The 22,829-nt window shown below is 64.9% G+C and carries 19 protein-coding genes and 1 pseudogene; 15 read left to right on the plus strand and 5 right to left on the minus strand.

The genetic code is table 11. The annotated features are described in order from the left end of the window. Positions 1-45: 45 nt before the first annotated feature. From AB5I39_RS10090 to AB5I39_RS10105, 4 genes are read right to left on the minus strand one after another with little or no spacing between them, the layout of a single operon-like run. Positions 46-1,020 carry a DUF2891 domain-containing protein gene (locus tag AB5I39_RS10090; protein WP_404366047.1) on the minus strand — a complete coding sequence of 325 codons (975 nt, stop codon included), beginning with the start codon at positions 1,018-1,020 and terminating at the stop codon, positions 46-48. Beyond that, positions 1,020-1,961 (minus strand): DUF979 domain-containing protein, encoded by a 942-nt coding sequence (locus AB5I39_RS10095; RefSeq protein WP_404366050.1) that lies wholly within the window; start codon positions 1,959-1,961, stop codon positions 1,020-1,022. Before AB5I39_RS10095 ends, AB5I39_RS10090 begins: the two co-directional genes overlap by 1 nt. Continuing rightward, the gene (locus AB5I39_RS10100) at positions 1,958-2,611 is read right to left on the minus strand and encodes a DUF969 domain-containing protein (protein ID WP_404366053.1); all 654 of its coding nucleotides are present in this window, start codon (positions 2,609-2,611) and stop codon (positions 1,958-1,960) included. Before AB5I39_RS10100 ends, AB5I39_RS10095 begins: the two co-directional genes overlap by 4 nt. Continuing rightward, entirely contained in the window at positions 2,611-6,165 is a 3,555-nt protein-coding gene (locus AB5I39_RS10105) for a hydantoinase B/oxoprolinase family protein (RefSeq protein ID WP_404366056.1), read from the minus strand. The genes AB5I39_RS10100 and AB5I39_RS10105 overlap by 1 nt, the downstream gene beginning before the upstream one ends. A 68-nt stretch (positions 6,166-6,233) precedes the next feature. Here AB5I39_RS10105 and AB5I39_RS10110 point away from each other — a divergent pair, with 68 nt between their 5' ends. The 6 genes from AB5I39_RS10110 to AB5I39_RS10135 all read left to right on the plus strand — a co-directional run bounded on the left by AB5I39_RS10110 (position 6,234) and on the right by AB5I39_RS10135 (position 12,311). Next, entirely contained in the window at positions 6,234-7,331 is a 1,098-nt protein-coding gene (locus AB5I39_RS10110) for an alpha/beta fold hydrolase (protein WP_404374104.1), read from the plus strand. Positions 7,332-7,534: 203 nt separating this feature from the next. Continuing rightward, positions 7,535-9,340: a DUF885 domain-containing protein gene (locus AB5I39_RS10115; protein WP_404366059.1), complete on the plus strand. Its 1,806-nt coding sequence runs from the start codon at positions 7,535-7,537 to the stop codon at positions 9,338-9,340. A gap of 171 nt (positions 9,341-9,511) precedes the next feature. Beyond that, entirely contained in the window at positions 9,512-10,432 is a 921-nt protein-coding gene (gene epsC, locus AB5I39_RS10120) for a serine O-acetyltransferase EpsC (RefSeq protein WP_404366062.1), read from the plus strand. Next, positions 10,429-11,196 (plus strand): gamma-glutamyl-gamma-aminobutyrate hydrolase family protein, encoded by a 768-nt coding sequence (locus tag AB5I39_RS10125; RefSeq protein ID WP_404366065.1) that lies wholly within the window; start codon positions 10,429-10,431, stop codon positions 11,194-11,196. Before epsC ends, AB5I39_RS10125 begins: the two co-directional genes overlap by 4 nt. Positions 11,197-11,209: 13 nt before the next feature. Continuing rightward, a complete protein-coding gene (locus AB5I39_RS10130; protein ID WP_404366067.1) occupies positions 11,210-11,443 on the plus strand; it encodes a hypothetical protein in 234 nt (77 codons plus the stop codon). A 265-nt stretch (positions 11,444-11,708) separates the two neighbouring features. Next, positions 11,709-12,311, plus strand: a complete 603-nt coding sequence (locus tag AB5I39_RS10135; RefSeq protein ID WP_404366070.1) for an alpha/beta hydrolase — start codon at positions 11,709-11,711, stop codon at positions 12,309-12,311. 370 nt (positions 12,312-12,681) lie between these two features. On the opposite strand, the gene AB5I39_RS10140 is transcribed toward AB5I39_RS10135, so the two are convergent. Next, positions 12,682-13,542 carry a hypothetical protein gene (locus AB5I39_RS10140; RefSeq protein ID WP_404366073.1) on the minus strand — a complete coding sequence of 287 codons (861 nt, stop codon included), beginning with the start codon at positions 13,540-13,542 and terminating at the stop codon, positions 12,682-12,684. Between the two features lie 368 nt (positions 13,543-13,910). On the opposite strand from AB5I39_RS10140, the gene AB5I39_RS10145 reads away from it, so the two are divergent. The 9 genes and pseudogenes from AB5I39_RS10145 (at position 13,911) to AB5I39_RS10185 (ending at position 22,749) form a co-directional block, all read left to right on the plus strand. Then, entirely contained in the window at positions 13,911-15,572 is a 1,662-nt protein-coding gene (locus AB5I39_RS10145; protein WP_404366075.1) for a TolC family protein, read from the plus strand. Next, positions 15,569-16,585, plus strand: coding sequence for an HlyD family secretion protein (locus AB5I39_RS10150; RefSeq protein WP_404366078.1), 1,017 nt, complete (start codon positions 15,569-15,571; stop codon positions 16,583-16,585). Before AB5I39_RS10145 ends, AB5I39_RS10150 begins: the two co-directional genes overlap by 4 nt. Then, the gene (locus AB5I39_RS10155; RefSeq protein ID WP_404366081.1) at positions 16,582-17,721 is read left to right on the plus strand and encodes an ABC transporter permease; all 1,140 of its coding nucleotides are present in this window, start codon (positions 16,582-16,584) and stop codon (positions 17,719-17,721) included. The genes AB5I39_RS10150 and AB5I39_RS10155 overlap by 4 nt, the downstream gene beginning before the upstream one ends. Next, positions 17,718-18,845: an ABC transporter permease gene (locus tag AB5I39_RS10160; RefSeq protein WP_404366084.1), complete on the plus strand. Its 1,128-nt coding sequence runs from the start codon at positions 17,718-17,720 to the stop codon at positions 18,843-18,845. Before AB5I39_RS10155 ends, AB5I39_RS10160 begins: the two co-directional genes overlap by 4 nt. Positions 18,846-18,946: 101 nt before the next feature. Then, positions 18,947-19,196, plus strand: a pseudogene (locus tag AB5I39_RS10165) (transposase); the annotation flags it as partial. 124 nt (positions 19,197-19,320) lie between these two features. Further along, positions 19,321-20,130: a hypothetical protein gene (locus AB5I39_RS10170; RefSeq protein WP_404374106.1), complete on the plus strand. Its 810-nt coding sequence runs from the start codon at positions 19,321-19,323 to the stop codon at positions 20,128-20,130. Positions 20,131-20,557: 427 nt separating this feature from the next. Then, a complete protein-coding gene (locus AB5I39_RS10175) occupies positions 20,558-21,241 on the plus strand; it encodes a hypothetical protein (RefSeq protein ID WP_404366087.1) in 684 nt (227 codons plus the stop codon). 144 nt (positions 21,242-21,385) lie between these two features. Beyond that, positions 21,386-22,506, plus strand: a protein-coding gene (locus AB5I39_RS10180; protein WP_404365850.1) for an IS3 family transposase whose coding sequence is annotated in 2 segments (ribosomal slippage) — positions 21,386-21,635 and positions 21,635-22,506 — 1,122 coding nt in all. Because the reading frame shifts where the segments join, the coding sequence is not laid out codon by codon here. A 54-nt stretch (positions 22,507-22,560) separates the two neighbouring features. Next, the gene (locus tag AB5I39_RS10185; RefSeq protein ID WP_404366089.1) at positions 22,561-22,749 is read left to right on the plus strand and encodes a helix-turn-helix transcriptional regulator; all 189 of its coding nucleotides are present in this window, start codon (positions 22,561-22,563) and stop codon (positions 22,747-22,749) included. Positions 22,750-22,829: the final 80 nt, after the last annotated feature.

A 22,829-nucleotide genomic window follows, 5' to 3' on the forward strand; every position in this document is an offset into this window, starting at 1 on the left:
GCAGGACCGCTTCGATCGGCGGGGGGAGCTTGCTACCTCAGCATGTCAGTCGGTCAGCGCGAGCAGTGCGAAGGTCGCCAGCCAGTGTTCCCCCATATAATCGTCGGCGAGATGCGGCAGTGCGGCCCCGAGGTGTGCCTGAGCGATATCGCGGGCGGAGATGGGCTCCGGCAGATCGCCGGCAAGACGACCCCAGCACCATGCCCGCGCGAGATTCAGGCCGTCGAGATGCGCGAGGCGGCCGTCGCTGCGGTCGGTGACGGTGGCGGGGGTGCGCAGGCAGGCGGTCGCCGCGCCGTAGGGATCGGGCAGGAAGGCGGTGAGCCACGCCTGAAACTCCGCGCCGAGGACATCCTGCATCAGCACCGCTTCGCACAGGGTGGCGGAGACGAAATCCTCGCCGCTCGGTTCCCATGGGCGCGCATCGCGGTCCGCCCCGAACCAGAATTTTGCGCGCGCCTCGACTAACGTGGCCAGCGCCGCATCGTGCGTGCGCGCCCAGCGTAGCGCGTGGATCAGCGCAAAGGCCGTGCTGTCGTGCTTGCCGCTGCGGATCGGATAGGCGAGCTTGGGCAGATAGGCCGAAAAGCGTGCGGCGAAGGCGCGGGCGAGCGGCTCCAGCGTGGCGGCCCAGGGCCGATCGGGGCGGAGCGCGAGTTCGTCGTGCAGGGCGAGCAGCCAACCCCAGCCATAGGGCCGTTCGAACCCGGCGCTCATCGGGCGATCGAGATAGGCTAGCTCGCCTGCTACCCGCTCGGGCACCAGCATCCGGTCGGCCAGCGCTTCGATCGCCGGGGTTTGCGTGTTTCTGGGGAACAGGCGCGCGAGCCGCATCACCTGCCACCAGCCGTGCACGCAACTGTGCCAATCGAAGCTGCCGTGGAAGATCGGGTGGAGGGTGCTGGGCAGCGCGAGATCGTCCGGGCCGTTCAGGACCTGATCGAGCCGATAGGGCCATTCGCGCGTGAGGTGGCCGAGTGTAAGCGCAGCGAAGCGGTCTGCGGTGGAAGCATCGAGCATCAGCGGAACCCCAGCCAGTAGAGCAAAGCGATATTGACCGCGAGCAGCGGCAAAGCGGTCGGGATCTGCGCGCGGATCACCGCGCCCTTGTCCTTCAGGTCGAGCAAGGCGGCGGGGACGAGATTGAAGTTCGCCGCCATCGGCGTCATCAACGTACCGCAGAACCCGGCCAGCATCCCGATCGCCGCGATCACCGCCGGGTCGCCGTGGTGCCGCCCGATCAGCAGCGGCATCGCGACCGCCGCGAACATCACCGGGAAGGCGGCGAAGGCATTGCCCATCACCATCGTGAACGCTGCCATGCCGAGCGCATAGACCAGCACCGCACCGATCAGGCTGCCAGCGGGGATCGCGGCCCCGGCAATGCCGCCGACGACTTGCCCGACCCCCGCGAGCGCGAACACCGCGCCGAGGCTCGCCAGCATTTGCGGCAGCACCGCCGCCCAGCCGACGCCGTCCATCAAGCGCAGCCCTTCGGCAAAGGGCGTGGCGGGGCGTGGGCGGAACCACGCATAACCGATCGCCAGCGCGAGCAGCACGCCGCAGGTGAGGGCGACCAGCGTGATCTGCTTTGAGTCGACCAGCGCGGGTGCGGTCTTGAAGGCGAGCGTGCCGATGAGCGCGGTTGCGGGGATGACGAGCGCGGGCAGGAACAGGCGGTTGCCGCGCCGCGCCGCCTCGGCCTGGCGTTCGGTCGCCGCAGTGGTGCTGCGCGCGCCCCGCCCCATCGCGCCGGTGCCAGCGATGGCGACGAGGCCAAGCACCAGCACGCCATTGCCAAGATCGCCGATCGCGTCGCCGAACAGGAAGCTGACGCTCAACAGCGCGTAGAAACCGGCATTGCCGAAGCGCTTGGCGTTGCCGCGATCGGTCGCGCTGAGTGCGGCGAAGACGGCGAACATCAGCCCGGCGACGGCGTAGATGAAGTTGGTGCCGATCATTTGGCGCGCGCCAGCCGACGATCGAGCCACCACAGGCGCCCGCCGTGAATCAGCAAGGCGGCAATCGCGGTCGGGATCGCCCAGAGCGACAGATGCAGCGGCTGGATCGCGATACCGTACCCCTCCAGCACGCCCTTCATCAGCAGGATCGACCCGATCGCTATGAAGATATCCTCCCCGAAGAAAAGCCCGACATTGTCGGTCGCCGCCGCCAGCGCCGGGATCGCGTCACCGCCGGGGGCGACACCCTGTCGCTCCGCCGCCGCATCGGCCATCGGCGCGACCAGCGGGCGCACGCTTTGGGCCGGTCCAGCGATCGAGGTGAGGCCTAGCGCCGACGTGATCTGCCGGAACAGTAGATAGCCGATCAGCAGCCTGCCGACCGTCGCGCCCCGTAGCCCTGCAATCGCGCTGCGCGCGCGTTCCTGCAGGCCGTGGCGTTCGAGCAGGCCGATGACGGGGAGCACGATGTAGATCGCGCTGACGAAGCGATTGGCGTTGAACGCCTTGCCAAAGGCGGCGAGGATCGCGAGTGGATCGATCCCGGCGGCAAGCCCGGTGACGAGCGCCGAGACGGCGACCACGAGCAGCGGATTGAAGCGCAGCAGGAAGCCCGCGACGATCACCGCGATCCCGGCCAGAACGAGCATCAGGCGCCTCCGTATCCGCCGCCGCCGGGCGTTGCGATGACGAACACGTCGCCCGCGCGCATGTCCACCTGTGCGGTCGATCCAAGCCGTTCGGTCGATCCGTCGGTGCGTTCGATCCACGCCGCACCGACCGCGCCCGCTTGCCCGCCGTCGAGCCCGAAGGGCGGCACGCGGCGGCGATTGGCGAGGATGCAGGCGGTCATCTCGGCCCGGAACCGCACCCGTCGCAGGCCGCCATCGCCGCCCCGGTGCGCCCCCGCGCCGCCCGACCCTGCGCGGATCGAGAATTGCTCGAGCAGCACGGGAAAACGCGTTTCGAAGATCTCGGGGTCGGTCAGGCGGCTGTTGGTCATGTGCGTCTGGATCACGGCGGTGCCTTCATGCGTCGGACCCGCGCCCGAACCGCCCGCGATCGTCTCATAATATTGGTAGGTCGCGTCGCCGAAGGTGAAATTGTTCATCGTCCCCTGGCTCGCCGCCATCGCCCTCAGCGCACCGAACACGGCATCGGTGACGACCTGGCTGGTTTCGACATTGCCCGCCACCACCGCCGCCGGGAAGCGCGGGTTGAGCATCGATCCTTCGGGCACGCGGATCGTCACGCCGCGCAGGCACCCGTCGTTGAGCGGCACGTCCTCATCGAGCAGCACGCGCAGGACGTAGAGTACGGCGGCGCGGACGATCGAGACCGGCGCGTTGAAATTGTTCGGGCGCTGTTCGCTGGTGCCGGCGAAATCGATCGTCATGCTTTGGCTTGCGCGGTCGACCTGGATCGCCACGCAGACGACCGCGCCGTCGTCCATTTCATAGGCGAAAGCGCCATCGTCGAGCCGCGCGATCAAGCGCCGCGCCGCTGCGTCGGCATTGGCTTGGACATGCTCCATGTACGCGCTGACGACATCCGCGCCATAATCGCCGGCAATCCGCGCGAGGCCCGCCGCGCCGCGCGTACAGGCGGCCAGTTGGGCTGCGAGATCGGCGATGTTCTGGTCCACGTTGCGCGCCGGGTAAGGCCCGCCTGCGAACAGCGCGCGCAGTTCGGCTTCGCAGAAGCGCCCTTCGTCCATCACCAGCACATCGTCGAGCAACACGCCTTCCTGTTCGACCGAGACGCTGTCGGGGGGCATCGATCCGGGCGTGATCCCGCCGACATCGGCATGGTGGCCGCGCGCGGCGACGAACCAGGCGGGCGTATCGCTGCCGTCGGTGAAGACCGGCATGATGACGGTGATGTCGGGCAGATGCGTGCCGCCGCGATAGGGCGCATTGAGCGCATAGGCGTCTCCGCGGCGGATGCCGCGCCCGTCCGCCTCGCTCCCCCGCGCCGCGATGATGGTGCGGATGCTTTCGCCCATCGACCCGAGATGCACCGGGATATGCGGCGCATTGGCGACGAGATTGCCCTGCGCGTCGAACACGGCGCAGGAGAAATCGAGCCGCTCGCGAATGTTGACCGAAGCAGCGGAGCGCTGCAGCGCGGCGCCCATTTCCTCGGCGATGCTCATGAACAGGCCCGCGAAGATCGCTAGGCGGGCGGGGTCGCTTTTCGTGCCGATGCGCGCGCTCTGGCGGGCGGCGACGCGGTCGAGCAGCAGATTGCCGATCGCATCGACGCGCGCGCGCCAGCCGGGTTCGACGACGGTGGTCGACATCGGATCGATGATCAGCGCGGGGCCGTCGATCGCGTGACCGGCGGGCAGCCCTTCGCGGGCGAGCACCGGCGTGTCGTGCCATGCGCCCGCCATGTAGACGGGGACGGTGGCGCGCGGTGCCGCAGGATGATCGGGCAGATCGACCAGCGTTGCCGCGATCGGGGGGCTTGCCGCGACCGCTTCGGCGACGATGCGATCGACGATCAGGGGTTGGGTGCTGGCGAAGCCGAACTGCGCGACATGGGAGGCGTCGAAGGCGGCAGTCATGGCGGCGGTGTCGGCGAAATCGAGCTCGATCGTATGATCGGTCTGGCCGCGCCGGAGATGCACGCGACGCTCGACAACGATGGTATCGCGCGCGACGCCCTGCGCCACCAGCGCTTGCTGCGCCTCCTCCGCGAGCGCGTCGAAGGCGGCGGCGATCGCCGCGCGATCCGCGATTCCCGCGCCGAGCGTCCGCTCGCGCAGCACGCGGCGATCGGCCAGCCCCATCCCGTAAGCCGACAGCACGCCCGCGAGCGGGTGGATCATCACGCGGTCCATCCCCAGCGCATCGGCGACCAGACAGGCGTGCTGCCCGCCCGCGCCCCCGAAACAGGCGAGCGTGTAGCGCGTCACATCATGCCCGCGCGCGACCGAAATCTTGCGGATCGCATTGGCCATGTTGGCGACCGCCACCGCGACGAAGCCCTCGGCGGCGGCATGGGGATCGAGCGGCAGTTCGGCAAAGCGCACCGCGACCGCGTCTGGATCGAGCGGCTGATCGCCCTCAGCGCCGAACAGAGCGGGGAAGAAGTCCGGGCGCAGCTTGCCGAGCATGACGTTGCAATCGGTGACGGTCAGCGGCCCGCCGCGCCGGTAACAGGCTGGCCCCGGCACCGCCCCAGCGCTTTCCGGCCCGACCAGCAAGCGCTGTCCGTCGAAGCGGCAGATCGACCCGCCGCCCGCCGCGACGGTGTGGATGCGCAACATCGGCGCGCGGATGCGGGCGCCCGCAATCAGCGTCTCGGTGTCGCGCTCATAACTGCCCGCATAATGCGACACATCGGTCGAGGTGCCGCCCATGTCGAAGCCGATGATCCGCTCCAGTCCCGCCTCGCGCGCCGTCGCCGCCATGCCGACGATCCCGCCGGCCGGCCCCGACAGGATCGCGTCCTTGCCGCGAAAGCTCGCGCCATCGACGAGGCCGCCGGAGGATTGCATGAACAGCGCGTTCCGGCCGAGCGCCGCGGTCAGCCCCGCGACGTAGCGATCGAGCACTGGCGACAGATAGGCGTCGACCAGCGTCGTATCGCCGCGCCCGATCAGCTTGATCAGCGGCGCGACGCGGTGGCTGACCGAGATTTGCGTGAAGCCGATCGCTTCGGCGAGTTCAGCCAGCACCACCTCATGCGTGGTGAAGCGATAGCCGTGCATCAGGACGATCGCGATCGAGCGGAAACCGGCCGCGAACGCTGCCTGCAACCCGGCGTGCGCGGCCTCGCGGTCGAGCGGGGTAAGTACGGTCCCATCCGCCGCGATCCGCTCGTCGATCTCGACAACCTTCGCGAACAGGGGTGCGGGGCGCGTCAGGTCGCGCGCGAAAATGTCGGCGCGCTCCTGATGCCCGATCACCAGCGCGTCGCCGAAGCCGCGCGTGATCGCCAGCATGGTCGGCTCGCCCTTGCGTTCCAAGAGGGCGTTGGTCGCGACCGTCGTGCCGATGCGCAGGTCGAACGGCACGTCCGCGCCGCTGGTCAGCCGCCGGATTGCCTCGACCGCGGCATCGGCATAGCGCTCGGGGTCTTCGGACAGCAATTTGGCGGTGACGACCTCGCCGCTCGGTTTGCGCGCGACGACATCGGTGAAGGTGCCGCCACGATCGATCCAGAACTGCCACGGCGCCATCCTTTCCTGTCCCATGTCCGCCGTGATGGATCAAGCCTGCGATGCCGCTTGGCGCGCGCGCCGATCTGACGCAGATTGCGCGGATGCTGTCAGCCATGCTTCTGCTTCTCGCCCAGGCGTCCGCGCCGCAAACCCCGCCAATCGCTACCGCGACCGCGCCCGCCGCGCCGACCGCGCAATGGCCCGCGCGCGATGCGCAGGTGACGCTGCGCAATTTCCGCTTCCGATCGGGCGAAACGCTGCCCGAGCTGCGCATCAACTACACCACGCTCGGCCAGCCGCATCGCAACGCGCGCGGCGAGATCGACAATGCGGTGATGGTGCTGCACGGCACCGGCGGCACTGGCCGCCAGTTCCTCAGCCCGCAATTCGCCGACGACCTCTATGGTCCTGGCCAGCCGCTCGACATCACGCGCTACTGGATCATCCTTCCCGACGGCATCGGCCACGGGAAGTCGTCCAAGCCGTCGGACGGTTTGCACATGCGCTTTCCGCAGTATGATTATGACGACATGGTCGAGGCGCAATATCGCCTGCTGCACGATGCGCTCGGCATCAAACGGATGCGTTTGATCATGGGCACGTCGATGGGCTGTATGCATAGTCTGGTGTGGGGTGAGACGCATCCCGATTTCGTGCGCGCGCTGATGCCGCTCGCCTGCGAACCGGTCGAGATTGCCGGGCTGAACCGCATGTGGCGCGCGCTGGCGATCGAGGGGATCAAGGCGGATCCCGCCTGGGGCGGGGGCGAATATCGCACCCCGCCGACGCAGGGCCTGCGTACTGCGGCGAGCCTGCTGTTCGTGGCGGGCGGCGCGCCGCTGTATTTCCAGGCGCAATATCCGCATCGCGAGGCGGCGGAGGCGTTTGCGCGGGAGCGCGTTGCGGCATCGATCGCGGCGACCGATGCCAACGATCTGATCTATCAGATCAACGCATCGCGCACCTATGATCCGTGGCCCCGGCTGGAAGCGATCACGGCGCCGACGATGTGGGTCAATTCGGCGGACGATTTCATCAACCCGCGCAATCTCGATTACCCGCGACAGGCGGTCACGCGGATGAAGGATGCGCAGTTCCGCCTGATCCCGGAAACCGCGGAAACGCGCGGCCACGGCACACACACGGCGGCCCGTTTCTGGAAGCAGGATCTGGTCGACCTGCTCAAGCGCACTGAGTAGCGCAACCCTCGCTCATACTGCGTCGTGGACGATCGGGACAAAGCAAATGATGCCGACCTGACGATCAGATCGTGTCTCGGCCTCGACCGAACGAGGCCACGCTGTATAAACGACCGCGTCCGGCCTGGTCACGTAAGCCGCCGGAGAGCAACCAGAAATCTGGACTCGCCCAGGAGTGTTCTATGCGCCTTGCCTTTGCCCTGATGATTTTGCCCCTGGCCCCACTGATCCAGGCGAGCGCGCCACCGCCGCTTCAGGCCGCTCCAGCCGCGACCGCCACCCAGGCGCAGGACGCCGCGCTGCTGCAATTCCTCGACCGCGCTTATGACGAGCAGCTTGCACTCAGCCCGGAGAGCCAGACGCAGCTCGGTTTCAAGACCGATTACGACAAGCTCGACGATTACACCGATGCCGCCGCCGTGCGCGCGCACGCGCTGGCGGAGCGGCAATTGCAGGCGATGCGGGCCAAGTTCCGGCCCGAACAACTGGGCGAGAGCGCGCGGGTCAGCTATCGTCTGTTCGAATATCAGGTCGAACGCGAGGGCGAGTCCTTCCAGTTCCGCAATCTGCGGTTCCCCGTGTCGACCAACGGCAGCCCCGCGGGCGACATTCCGGTCCTGCTGATCAACAACCACAAGGTCGATACCGTCGCCGATGCCGAGGCGTATATCTCGCGCCTACGCGATACCGAGCGCGTGATGCGCGAGGTCGCGGCGACGATGCGCGAGCAGGCAGCCGCCGGGATCATCCCCAACAAGGTCAATTTCGCGCCCGCCCGCGATGATGCGAAGGCGGTCATCACCGGCGCGCCGTTCGACAAAGGCGCCGATTCAACCCTGCTCGCCGACTTCCGCAAGAAGGTGGCCGTGCTGAACGCACCGGAGGCGACCAAGGCGAAGCTGCTGGCCGATGCCACCGCGGCACTGACCGGCCCGTTCCGGCGCGGCTACGAAACGTTGTTTGCGGCGCTCGACGCGATCGAACCGCTGTCGAAGGGTAATTTCGGCGCCTGGAGCCTGCCCAATGGCGCGGCCTATTATGCCGACCGGCTGAAGGGTTCGACCACGACCGACCTCACCGCCGACCAGATTCACGACCTCGGCCTGCGCCAGGTCGCGGCGATCCGTCAGGAGATGGAGGCGATCAAACAGGAGGTCGGCTTCACCGGCACGCTCGAACAGTTTTTCGACAGCATCCGCACCGACCCCAAGTTCAAATATCCCAACACCGCCGCCGGTCGCGAGCAATATCTGGCGGACGCCCGCGCCGTGATCGCCTCGGTGATGGCCGCCGCTCCGCGCTATTTCCGGGTCCTGCCCAAGGCGCCGCTGGAGGTGCGCGCGGTGGAGAAATGGCGCGAAGGCACTGCCTCGACCGCCTTCTACAACCCGCCCTCCGCCGACGGGTCGCGCCCTGGCATCTACTATGTCAACCTCGTCGACATGAACCAGACGCAGAAGGTGCAGGTGGCGGGCATTGCCGCGCATGAAGGCGCGCCGGGCCACCATTTCCAGATCGCGCGGCAGCAGGAACTGACCGGCATCCCCAAGTTCCGCAAATTCGGCATCTACGGCGCCTATGCCGAGGGGTGGGGCCTGTATTCGGAGCGGCTGGCGAACGAAATGGGCGTCTATAAAGACCCCTATGCGCGCTTCGGGATGCTGTCGCTGCAGGTGTGGCGCGCGATCCGGCTCGTGCTCGACACCGGCATCCATTCCAAGCGCTGGACGCGCGAGCAGGCGATCGCCTATTTCAAGGCCAACAGCTCGGTGTCGGAAAAGGACATCGCGCGCGAGGTCGACCGCTATTTCAACTGGCCGGGTCAGGCGACCAGCTACATGGTCGGACAGCTCAAGATCGCCGAGCTGCGCCAGCGGGCGGAGCGGGAACTGGGCCCCAAATTCGACATCCGCGACTTCCATGAAGCGGTGTTGAGCCAAGGCGCTTTGCCGCTCTCCGTGCTGGAGGAGCAGGTCAATCGTTACATCGTGGCGACCAAGGCAAAATAGGACGGGCGTCCTGCTGGAGGCCCAGCGTGACCTCGGCAAAGACGTGCTTCACGCCTAAGTAGGAATTCTTCCAATCCATATCGATTTAGTGGGATAAAGTGCAGCGTCATGAAGGCGCGGTATCTTGCTATCCCGGTTGAGGATCATGGCACGACGGGCGCAAGCCGGTTCGTGAGCGATGCCATCACGGATTTGCGACAAGCGCGCGATGCCTGGCGATCGCGCCAGGACGAAGCGCGCGACGTTGCGAGCTTTCCCTCCCGGCTCGCGTTGGAGCGAGTTGTCGGGTTGCTCTCGGCGGTGCTGTATCCGCGACGGCTCGGGCACTTCCGGGGAGCCGCAGCCGATGAGGATGCCTTCGTTGCCGCCAAGCTGCTCGCCGCACTGACCGATCTGGAGCGCGAGATTGGCCATGAGCTCGGCTATTGGCAGGCTGAAGCTGGCGCATTCGAACCCGATCACGCCGCCACGATCGTCCGCTTGTTCGTCAACACGCTCGGGGACATCCGGCGTCTGGTCGACAGCGACGTCGAGGCGGCGTTCCTCGGCGATCCGGCGGCACGCAGCGTCGATGAGATCCTGGTCTGCTATCCGGGCGCGATTGCCAGCCTGCACCACCGGATCGCGCACGAGCTGCACAATCTCGGCACCCCGATCGTCGCGCGGATCATCTCCGAAATCGCCAACGAACGCACCGGGATCGACATCCATCCGGGCGCGACGATCGGGGAAAGCTTCTTCATCGATCATGGAACCGGCGTCGTCATCGGCGAAACCGCGATCATTGGCGCCCGCGTGCGACTGTATCAGCATGTCACGCTCGGCGCGCGCAGCCCGGCAGGCGTCGCCCCGCTTGATGTCCGCGAACGCCATGCGCGCCATCCCGTCGTGGGGGACGATGTGGTCATCTATGCCGGCGCCACGATCCTGGGGCGTGTCCAGATCGGTGCGCGCGCGACGATCGGCGGCAATGTCTGGCTGCTGTCGGATGTGCCCGAGGACAGCGTTCTGGTCCAACCGGAAGCGCTTCGGCTCGGTCGCGAGGCGGGGGTTGCGCTGCGCGACGTGCTTACGCGGGCGTCGTCGCGATGATGGCGCGCGCGAAGCCGGTGATCGGCCTGTTGTGCTGCAATGAAGCGGTCGATCGCCCGGTCCAGACCGTCGCCACGCGCTTCGTGGCACCCTTGTCGCGCCTGGCCGATGCGACCGTGGTGCTCGTGCCGGCGGTGCGCGAATCCGCCGATATCGCCGGGCTGGCGCTGTTGCTCGATGGGCTGTTGCTCACCGGCTCGCGCTCCAACGTCGCGCCGGAGCGCTACGGCGGCGCGCCCCTACCGCCCGGCCAACACACCGATCCCGCACGCGACGAGGTCGCGCTCGCACTGTCCGGCCGCATGATCGAGGCTGGAAAGCCCGTCTTTGGAATCTGTCGCGGCCTGCAGGAGATCAACGTCCTGTTCGGCGGCACGCTGTCGACCGAATGCTGCCGCGGGCGGCATCATCGCGGGTCGTGGGACGGCTGTTTCGACGAGATGTTCGGCCATTGCCACGATGTCGATCTGCGCGCCGATGGGATTCTGGCGCAGTCGATCGGGCGTCAGCGCCTGTCGGTGAACTCGGTCCACGAACAGGGCATCGATCGTCTCGGTGGAGGCCTGACGGTCGAGGCGGTTGCCGCCGACGATGGACTGATCGAAGCTGTTCGCGCGCGACCGTGCGGGGCGACGGTGCTGGCGGTGCAATGGCATCCGGAGTGGGACGTCGATCGCTCCGCCGAAAGCCGCGCCTTCTTTTCCATCGTCGGCGCGGCGCTGCGCGAGGCAGGCGACAGCCGATACCACCCCGTTCATCCATGAAGAAGGAATACGCATGAAGACGATTGCTTTGGCGGTGCCGGTCCTGGCCGCCGCGTTGCTGGCTACCGCGGCTTGCACCAAAACGAACGATGCGGGCAGCAACACGACGAACAGCTATGTCGCGGCGACGGAGGAAGGCGGTTTCGATGCGAACGGCGTCGATCCGGCCGTCAATACCGCCGATCTTCTCTCGAACGAGGCGAGCGTGACGAGCAACACATCACTACCGCTCGGCAACGCGCAGTAAGGATTTTCCATTAGGGTGGATCAGCGCACACGCTAGGTTAGCTCCCGAGCGTAAACTTCGGCCCGGCGGGATCCTTGCCGGGCCATTTTTCTCTGCCCACCCGACGACAGTCCGCCGCACCGCAAGTGATAGAACGGGCTGGCGCGAGCCGGATGCACTTTGGCGCAACCGCATTGCCGACCACTGCACTAGGAATAGCCTCTGGGTCTGTCGCGCGAGTCGCAGCGAAAAGCGCACCGTAGCGCGGCACGATGGGAGAGCCGTGATGGACCTTGGTTCCGACGCACCGTTTGAAAAGCCGCAGCCAATCGTGGTGATGGTCAAGGGCGATCAGCCGCTCGCCGTGGATGTGGAAAGGGTCGAACTCGATCTGTCGAAATTCCACAATGGCCGCTGGGCGCTGCAGCTCGACGCGGCCTTCGCCCGCCGCGACGCGCCGGTGGTCCTACTGGCACGCGGCGTCGCGTGTCTGGCGGTCACCTGGTGGGCGCAGCTCTCACCGCGCTCTTACCTTCGGGCGGTCAGCGGTGCGCTGCTCGATTCGCCGCTCAACATCGGTTTTGAGCAGGCTTCGATCGCCGCAATCGTGCGCACTGGTCCGACCTATCGGTTGCCCTTTCCGTCGGTGGTGCTGAACGACGGCTTGTTCCAGGTGGAGGAGGTTCTGGCGCTTGCCGACCGATGGGGCAGTCGCTTTATCGGTGCGGACGGAACAGCGACCGAGCATCCGAGCAACCGGCACGCTCTTTTTCCGGACTCCGAAGCGATGCTGCTGGAATATCGCGCGCTGTTGCACATCGGTGCCAAGACACCGCAATATTCCGCGGTGTCAGCCGAGCCATCGCCCCCGTTCGCGGCATCCGATTGACCGGCTGGGCACCCAAGTGGTCTGCTATACCAGCGCGATCCCAGAATTACTGGCTTGGCGCCCCCGCGACGTGGCTACCGGCGGTAAACTGTGGCGAGATCAAAATCTTGAAATGGTGCGCTTACAGGACTCACACATCGTTCCTAAACTATTGTAAAACGCGTGGACTTTTATAAAGCGGGAAACCGTGGTCCCTTCGTGGTCCACTCAAAATTCGGTCCCGGTTCTGGCCTCAAACCGATGCCGGAATCCGTCCCAGGGGAGCATGCAGATTGAACTCCAGACGCGCCTCGTCCTCTTCCTAGAGCAACTCGCGAATCACTGGTTTCGGTGAATGGAGATGTCCGGCGGTTGGTGGGATCGTTGACAGCTATAATCCGGAATGCTGCCATATCCTTTTCGATTGGATGTGATCGGCGGAATTCGGGTTCGCGCGGCGTTTACTGCGAGGATTCTGGTACCACGCCCACCATAACAGAAGTGCGCAGCCGCCTCCCGCGAGGAGTGCCATCGGTGCCGGAGGGATTCGTGTCAGCACGTTCACCCACCATTCCCATATCAGGGAGCGACCGATCGTCTCGAACCCGATCATCTGTGCGGCAGTCGCCAACGCCGCGATACCGAAGCTTATTCTCGCGGCCGTAGCGCGACGAGCTAGATAGAGCGCGATCAGCAAAGTCAGGCCTTCGGCAAGCTGCAGCGCAAGTCGAAAGCCGGCGTATCCGGCCCAGCCGCCATGCGGGAAACCCGGAAGAGCAGGGAACAGGCGACCGATCACAGGCGGAAGCACAAGCAACGCCGTCGCAAGCATGCCGGCGGCATGTCGTTCCGGGTTGCGTCTGTTAGCCAAAGCATAGGCTACCAGGAACAAGACGGTCGGGCCGGCGATCATGTCCGCGACCACGAGCTGCGCTCCGAATGTCGCGTGGAATGGATCGGCCTTCGTTCGCCACAGATTGGCCATCCCCTGCAATGCCAACGGCCCTGCAGCGGCGAAAAGCGGCATCACGATGAAGGTGGCGAGACCGATCCTCCGGTGCCATTTAACGCGTCGCGCATGGATTGACCAACTTTGCAGAGTTAGCAGGATCAACCAAGCCGTTGCGGTTAAACCATGTGCATGGAGTGCGAAGGGCGCGCGACGGAAGTTTCCCCAGTAGCCGGGCCAGAAAGCTATCGCGATGAGCGGGAACAATAAAACCAGCCAACGATGAGCGTGTCGGTACGGCATCGTGTCCCCCTTGAAGACTCCACCAAGCTACCCAATCCGCGGCCCGTAGCAAGTCGCGGGGGCATATTCCCTAGATGCTATCCTCCCTGTTTTCCTTTCGCACAGTGCGACTGAGAGTGCTGTCGCGGGGGATCAAGGGGCCGTTCGCAGTGCTTCAACAGCGTTCTGACCGAAGCCGTCGCGTCGGACCGCGGACGAAACCACGTCGACACTCGCGCAGGCAGATGGAAGGATCAGAGGGAACCGCAGAACGGCGGCTACGTTTGGCATGCGTAACGCTACCGTAATGGTTGCGCTGTTGAGATTGATCGGCCCTATCGGCTTGGGAGCAGAGAGAAAGTGTGCCTCAACCACAAGTCCGCAACCCAGTGATCGGCACAAAAATGGTTCATGCGGACTCTCGCCTACCGGTGCGGCCGAATGGGTCGCCGCGTCTCGAGGTCAGGCTGGCCAAGCAGCCCTCATCGCAGGAGAAGCTTTCAGGCGAGGTCGACCGATGCCGATGCTCTACGCGGGGAGAACGGCTGACGGCATGGCGACTTCTTCTTCGCCAAAACATCAGACTGGTCCCTGCATGGATTGCGGTCGCCTCAGTCGCGCCACATGTCGCCCACGCTCAGACCGCCATGTCGTTCGACGCTGCCAGTGCTCAGTTCGAGCGCTCATCTCACACCATGCGTGCGGCAAATCACAGTGTGGATGCGGCGCGCGCGATGGAAGATTCGGTCAAAACCCTCCATCGCCCGATTGTCACGGCTAGCGCGCAATATATCGCTTATCAGAAGACGCTGTCTGTTGATCTGCATAGCGTCAAGGGCGACGCGCTGTCGAACGCACAGAACGTGGTGGCGGGCCTGCCGTCCAGTGTTCCGCCCAATTTCCAGGAGATTGCTGGAGAGATCTCCGGGCGGCTTTCGCAGGCGCTGCCCGGTCTGTTCGACGCGATTCCCGATCAGCTGAGCTATCGATTCCGCGACGATGTGTTTCGTCCCACCGTTCAGGCCGCCTTGCCGATCTACACAGGAGGCGCCATCCCGGCGATCCAACGGGCGGCGGCAGGCGGCGTGGCCTTGGCCGAAGGTCGCCGGGCGCAGGCGATCGATGTGGCGCGGATCAATTTCATTCGCGCCTATTTCGGGCAGCAGGCCGCGGCTGGCCTGTTCGATGCCGCACGCCGCAGCCGGGACGCGCTTGACCGAATCCTTTCGGACACAAAGAAGCTCGAGACCGCAGGCGTGGTACCGCATGTCCGGACGCTGGAGGCGCAGGTTGCTCGCGATACCGCCGATCGCGCCTATCAACGCGCCGAATTGTCCTACGCCTCCGCGCGCGATGATCTGGGCCGTCTGCTCGAGAGCGACGCTGGCGTGGTTCCGACGACGGCCCTGTTCGTCCAGACCACGCCGTTGCCGCCCGTAGGCTCCTTTCTCGGGAACGAGGGGAAAGTGCCCGAGGCGCGCAATGCGGATGCCGGTCGCCAGATTGCCGATGCGGGGGTGATGCTGGCCCGCTCGCGGCGGTTGCCGCAGGCCTATGCGATCGGCGAGTATAACTTCAACCGCAACGCTGCCTTGCCGACGGAGCCGGATTGGGTTGTCGGTGTTGGGGTGCGTTACACGCTGCTTTCCAATATCGACCGCAGGCGCACCGCTGATGCCGCCCGCGCACAGGCGGCGGCAGCGGCGGACCTTTCAGCAGAAGCCCGCCGCATGGCCTCGAGCGCTACGGTCCGGGCCTATAATCTGGTCGAAGCAGCACGGCGCTCATTCGTACTGCTCGACAGCAGTCTGCTCGCCGCGCGCGAGAATCTGCGCGTTCAAAATGTAGCGTTCCGCGAAGGAGAAGGCACGCTCACCGAACTGATCGCCGCGCAATCAGCTCTTGATTCGGCTGAGGCGCAGCGCGTCGCCGTCGCCTATGAATATGTTCTCGCGCTCGCGGGATTGCTGACGGCGAGCAGTCGGCTCGACGAATTCGGATCCTACGTCGCGCGCGCAGATCAGCATGTGACCTATGGGAGCGGCCAGTGACCCAGAACGATGAGGTGCGCCCCGCCGCCGAGCCAGGCGCCCGGGCCCGCACGCTTCTCTATGCAGGCCTCGTCGTTGTGGCCCTAATCGTCGCATTGGGTTTGTGGCTGGCGAGCCGCCCCGGACCCGAGCAGATCCAGGGAACCGTAGAGGCCGACAGTGTGAATGTCGCCACCAAAGCGCTCGCCCGAGTCGATCGTCTGCTCGTCGACGAGGGCGCGCGGGTTGCGGCTGGACAGATCCTCGCCACCTTGTCCAGCCCGGAAATCGGCAATGCAGAGCGTCAAGCACAAGGCGCGCTGGATACCGCTCAGGCGCTGTCCGCCATCGCGCAATCCGGCGCACGTCGTGAGGATGTGGAGTCGCTCCGAGCGGTCTGGCAGTCGGCCCAGGCCGCGGCGGATCTCGGTGCGGTCTCCAGCGCACGGGCCGACCGGTTGTTCGCGGAAGGGGTGATTGCGGCGCAGCGCCGCGATGAGGCCCATGCCGCGCGTGACAGCAGCCGTCGATCGGCGGAGGCCGCCCGGCTTCAATATCAAAAGGCGCTGGCTGGGAGCCGGGCGGAGGAAAAACAGGCCGCGGCGGCACAAGTCCGGATTGCGCAGGCTGGACTGTCAACAGCGCAAGCACTCACCAGCGAGACGCGCCTTACATCGCCGATCGCGGGTGAGGTCGCGCGCCGGCTTTTACGGCCGGGCGAGATTGTCAGCCCCGTTCTGCCGGCGTTCCAGGTTATCGATATAGCGCATCCCTGGGTCGAGATCACCGTGCGGGAAAACCAATACGCCGGGCTGCAGATCGGCAGCGTACTGGTCGGTCACGTTCCTGCCTTGGGACGCGATGTCAGGTTCCGCGTGTCGCATGTCGCGCCCGAGGCCGAATTTGCTACGGTGCGGGCGACGCGCCAGTCGACCGGATATGATGTCCGTGCGTTCTCCGTGAAGCTGCGCCCCTCTGACCCTGCGCCGGGATTGCGGCCAGGCATGAGCGTCTTGTTCGACTGGCCGCGATGACGACATTCCGGCAGGCCTTTGAGCAGGAGATCGCCCGCCTGGTTCGTGATCGCCTGGATCTCGCCTTGCTGCTGCTGATGCCAGCGATTTGCCTCTCGCTGATCGGTGGTATGCTCTCGAGCGGGAATCCGCACGGCCTTGGAGTGGTTGTCGTGGACCAAGACGGAACCCCGGTTTCGCGACAGATCATCCACGCGATCGATGCCGTCGACGCGGTACGGGTCGTTGCCGTCGGTTCGAATCTCGCCGACGCCTTCGCCCAGGTGCGGCAAGAAAAGGCGATCGCGGTCGTCGTCTTGCCCGCTGGCATCGCTGCAGCGAGGGTCGCAAGCTCGCAACCCCGCGTCGAAATCTTCTATCAGACAGCGTTTCTGTCGACCGGCGCCACGGCATCTCTGCGCCTTCAGGCGGTGATAGCGGCTGAACTTGCCGCCGTGGCGCCGCGACTGGCGGGCCTCCCGGGGGCGGCGTTCGTCCGGGCGCCGCTGCCAGGTGTGGAGGTGACGATTTTCGGCAATCCTGGCGCCAGTTTGGAATGGTACCTGGGCTTGCTGATTGGACCAGCCTTTCTGCATCTGCTGGTCGGCGTCACTTCGATTGGATCGCTCGGCAAGGAACTCGAGCAGGGATCGCTGATCCCCTGGGCGCGGCGCGTTCGCGCACCAGCCCCGGTCCTGATCGGGCGCCTATTGCCACATATCGTGATCGGCACCATCTGGCTCGCCCTGTGGTTTGGCTGGCTCACCCTCGGCCAAGGCTATCGGTTCGGCGGAAGCCTGGGGCTGGTCATAATCGGTGGCGCCTTCTTTTTCGCCGCAACCGCCGCGATTTCTACCTTGCTCGTCTCCGCGCTGGGCGAGGTTTCAACCTGCCTGTCCGCCACCGTCATTTATGCGGGATCCGCGCTGGCATATTCGGGCGCGTCGCTTCCCTTGAATGGCGGTATGCTGCTGGTTCGGCTCTGGAGCGCCGCGCTGCCGCTCACGCATTTCGTGGCGCTCGAATTCGATCAAACCACCGAGGTCCTGTTCAGCGTGTGGCTGCGCCAGGCGTCTGTGCTTCTGCTCATCACCCTGCTTGCCGGTGGAGGCGCTGTTGCCCTGCTGAACCGACGTCCTCGCCGGGCCGCCGCATGACGATCCGTACAGCCTTCGAAATGACGCTGCTGGAAATACTGCGTAAGCGGGATCTGGCAGCGGTGGCGATCCTCTCGGTCCTGTTCTACGCTTTCTATTATCCTGCCCCCTATTCAACGCAGGTTGTCGAGCGCTTACCGATCGCGGTGGTCGATCTGGACCACTCCGCTGCATCACGGGCCACACTCAACCTGCTCCACGCGGCAGATGCGGTAACGGTCGTTGCCAGACCGTCGGATCTCTCCGCCGCACGGCGGCTGATGCGGACCCGTGACGTGGAGGGCGTGCTGATCATTCCGCGTGGGTTCGGGACGCTGTCAGCGCCTGCGCGTCCAGGTGCCGGCATCGCCTTGTGGTTGAACGGTGCGTATCTCCTGCGCGCCGAGGCTGTGGGAAAGAGCGTCGCAGAGGCCGTCGCGGCGACCGTCGATCTTCATTTCGCGACCAGTGCTGACGAGAGAAAAATCCGGCCCGCCGCCATTGCCGCTCACCCCTTGTTCAACACCACCCAAGGGTATCGCGATTATGTCTTTCCGGCCATCGCCAATGTCATCCTCCAACAGACGTTGCTATTCGCCGTTGCACGTTTGGTGGCAGAGCGACGACGCTTAAATCGCTGGGTAGGCGGAATCCGCCCCCTGATTGGCGTTTGGGCAGCGGCAACGACAATCGGCACGCTCGCCGGATTGCTTTACTTCGGCCTGGTCTTCTGGCTGCAGGACATTCCGCACGGCGGCAATATTCCTGCACTGCTGTTCACCGTCCCGCTCTTCGCCGCAACGGTGTCAGGTCTGGCGATCACCATCGGTTGCCACGTGCGCAGTGGCGATGCTGCGTTGAAACTGCTGTTGCCGACCTCGATCCCGATTGTCTTCGTGACCGGGTTCGCCTGGCCGCTTGCGGCAATGCCAGGCTGGGTGCGCGCTGTCGCCTGGACAATTCCTGCGACGCCGGCCACCCACATCTTCGTGCCGCTGAACCAGATGGGCGCTTCGCTTGGCGAGGTCGCTCCTGCGGTGCTGATTCTGCTCGCGCAATGCGTCGTCTTCGCAACGACCGCCATCGCGGGATCGACGCTGCCTGCCACCGCCCGTCGAGGTGATTCCGCGACCAGACTGGGCTGATCAGGTTCTGTGCGTCGTGCCTGCGTGCGCGTCGATACAGGCGTATCGGCGTGACGGGCAAACCTGTTCGATCATGCGAGCGCCTTATGACTGAGCTTCATACCTGCCTCACCAACAACGCGGCCGAACGCGCTCTTCGCTGAGTGCCGCCGGGGCGGAAGGCATGTTTGTTCTGCGCGTCGGATCGTGGCGGCCAGCGCGTCGGTGCCCTACACCTTGACACAGACCGCGCTGCTCAACGACGTCGATCCGCAGGGGTGGCTCGCTGAGGTGCGAGCCAGGATCGCCGATTGCCCCGTCAGCAAGTTGTCTGGCCTGCTGCGTTGGATCTGGCGCGTGCCGCAGGCCTGATATCCGGTTGTCGAACTTCGGCATCTCCAAAAACCGCCATCAGAAGCGTGGCAGCAAGCGCCCAATTGCAACCATTTACTCGACCTGTCATTCCCGTTGAATGGCTGAAGCAGGCGCAGATTACATGAGGGATCGCGTCGACGATGCTGTCAGCAAGGTTCCGGCCGTGACGCTCACGTTTTGGGTGATCAAGATCTTGGCGACGACGTTGGGTGAAACGGGCGGTGACGCGGTAAGCATGAGCTGGCTAGGGGAAACCACCCCAAACGCCGGAGCCAGCGGCATCAATGGGTATCTTGTCGGCACGGCCATATTTGGCCTGCTGCTCTTCGGACTGGTGTGGCTGCAAATTCGCGCGCGGCGCTTCAATTCATGGCTGTACTGGGCGACAATCATCGCCTCGACGACCGCCGGGACCACGCTCGCCGACTTTGCCACGCGCTCCATCGGCCTGGGCTATCCCGGAGGCTCACTCTTTCTCTTCACACTGGTGCTGATTTCCTTGTTTTGTTGGCATCGCGCTCTCGGCACCGTGGATGTGAATCAGATCGAAACGGCGCGTGCGGAGACCTTCTACTGGATCACGATCACGTTCTCCCAGACCTTGGGCACAGCGCTTGGCGATTGGATTGCGGACGGCTCACTCGGCTACTCTGGCGCGGCTTTGGTTTTCGGTGCAGCCCTCGCTTTTCTAACGATCCTTTACTGGTTCACCACGCTCTCCCGGGTCTTGCTTTTCTGGGCCGCATTCATCCTTACTCGCCCTCTTGGCGCGACAGTTGGCGATTTTCTCGAAAAGCCGGTCGCGAAGGGCGGACTCGACCTCAGCCGACCTTTGGCCACGGCGGCCCTTGCAGCGGCGATCGTCCTGCTTATTCTCGTCGCACCGCAACGGGCAGGAATTCACCCAAGCGGCACGGGTGACGCTCGATGATCATGACGGCTTCCGTAGAAAGACCCGTTCTGCGGCCCGCACCGGATGGCTACCATACGGCTACCGGGGGCCTGGGATCACGCTGGCTCGCGAGGGGCTTGTCATAAGCAAACCGACGCTAGTGCGGCCGTATGGCGAAGAGAAGGTGCGGGTGCGATGTCCCAGCGAAGGAAGCCATTGATTTAACGTCGGCGCCTATGAGGCCGCAGCGCAGGCAGAACCAGCGACGGAGCCCGGACCTTGCGAGTGACAGGTTGGTGTGCGGCCGCTGTGTCCGCGTCCGAGCGCCCCAGATCCGCCGGCCGCTTTGTACTTTGTCACCCGCCCGCTTGGACGCCAACCTCTTGCTCGTTCGATTGACCGATAAAGCGATCGGGTAATCCGGGGCAGCGGTCGCATCGTGGCGCGGGGGCAGGGGAGGCGTTCGTTGGATATTCATCGGCCCAAAGCGGTGCACAGCCAGCGAGAACTTCTGAGCGAGGTGGGCATCATCGTGATTGGCGTGCTGATCGCTCTCGCTGGTGAGCAGATCGTCGAGAGTCTGCATCATCGGAGTGAAGCCGCCGAACTGAGCGAGGCGCTGGATCAAGAACTCTCTTACAATCTCGCAGTGCTTAAAGACTCCGTCGATCTGAAGCCGCGCCTCGACAATCGGCTTGCCGAAATCGAGCGGTGGACCACGTCTGCTTCTTCCGATCATCCGGTAGTGCAAGCCCGCGCGTTCGGACGACCGCCCGGACAGATTTTTCATGCAGCCAATTGGCGGGCCGCGAGTGGAAGCGGCATCGAGCTTTTATCGGTCGAAAAGCGTGTGAGCTACGCGCATTTTTACGACGGCTTCAGCAACGTCGATCGCATTCGCGAAACCCTCAGGGAAAAGTGGAGTGATATTGCAGATTTCGAAGGCGCGGAGTCACTCACGCCGAGGAAGGCGCTTCGCCTCCGTCACGACGTGCGGGATATCCGAGCGGCCTCTGATCTGCTTGCAGCCAATTTCGAGAGCGTAAGCGGTCAATTGTCTGCCGAGCTACGGATAACACCCGACAAAGGGGCGGAACCACCAAAAACGCAGGCATTTCTACAAAAACAGAGGCAAGAGTTTTGTGATTAGAGCGAAAAATATTTGTCGATTCTGCCGCAAATTATTCGCATTGACGTGCGCCCCTGATTGTTACCAGTCAGAGGTAGAGTCCGGGTGACGTGCTCCCCAGAATTCATGCCATTGGTAAGTTAGCTCGTCAGATGGAGACGAGTGATGCGGCGAGGCCGATTTACCGAGGATCAGATCATAGGCGTGCTGCGCGAGCATGAAGCTGGCGTGAAAACGGCCGACCTGTGCCGCAAGCACGGGATCAGCGACGCGACCTTTTACAACTGGAAGTCGAAGTACGGCGGGCTGACGGTGTCCGACGCGGCGCGGTTGCGAGCGCTCGAGGACGAAAACCGCCGGCTGAAGAAGCTGTTGGCAGAGTCGATGCTGGACGTGTCGGCGTTGAAGGATTTGCTGGGAAAAAACTGACTCGGTCTGCGGAGCGCTACGCTGCGGTGGAGAAGTTGATGGCCGACCACGGCTTCTCTGAGCGTCGCGCCTGCAGGCTGATCGGGGTCAACCGGTCGGCATGGCAATATGAGCCGCTTCGCGGGCAGGACGATGCTGTCCGCGTGCGGATGCGTGAGATCGCCAACGAGCGTCGGCGGTTCGGCTATCGGCGGCTGGCGATCCTGCTCAAGCGTGAGGGCAAAGGCATGAACCTGAAGAAGGTGTACCGGCTGTATCGCGAGGAGCGGCTGACGGTGCGCAAGCGTGGCGGTCGGAAGCGAGCGTTGGGTACGCGGGCGCCCATGGCGATCCCGCAGGAACCCAACCAGCGCTGGTCGCTCGACTTCGTATCGGACTCGTTGGCCTGCGGCCGGCGGTTCCGCATGCTCAACGTGATCGACGATTACAGCCGTGAGTGCCTGGGGTGTATCGTCGACACCTCGCTGTCAGGTCGGCGGGTCGTTCGGGAGTTGAGCGCCATCGCCGAACGTCGCGGGCTGCCGTGCATGGTGGTCAGCGACAACGGAACCGAGCTGACCAGTCACGCCGTCCTCGCCTGGTGCCAGGACACCGGGGTCGAATGGCATTACATCGCCCCGGGCAAACCGCAGCAGAATGGCTTTGTGGAATCATTCAATGGTCGCTTGCGCGACGAGTGCCTGAACGAGCACCTGTTCCCTACGCTGGCTGCGGCGAGACGGATCATCGAGGCATGGCGGACGGACTACAACACCGTTCGTCCGCACAGTAGCCTTGGCGGGTTGGCACCCGCCGAGTTTACGAACCGCCCCCGCCAAGGGCATATGGACACCGAAGCTAACTTATCAGCGGCCTGAAAACGGGGAGCAGGTCAGGCGCCAGGACATTGCAGCTTGAGCAAGGTGATACCAATGCAGACTGATCCCCCCGATCGCATCCTGCGGATCAAGACGGTTCTGGCGCGAACCGGACTCAGCCGTTCCACTCTTTACCGCAAGATGCAGAACGGCACGTTTCCGAAGAACCTCCGAATTAGCGAGCGCTGCGCCGGGTGGCGCGAGTCCGCGATCAACGCCTGGCTGCACAATCCGGGATTTTAGCGCGCGGTCGTCGCAAATGGCCGGTCCACCTGGCGGCTCCGGCACTACACCGCGGAACGGACCGTCCTCCTGCCGTTCCG

It is taken from the genome of Sphingomonas sp. MMS24-J45, assembly GCF_044881195.1.
GTDB lineage: Bacteria > Pseudomonadota > Alphaproteobacteria > Sphingomonadales > Sphingomonadaceae > Sphingomonas.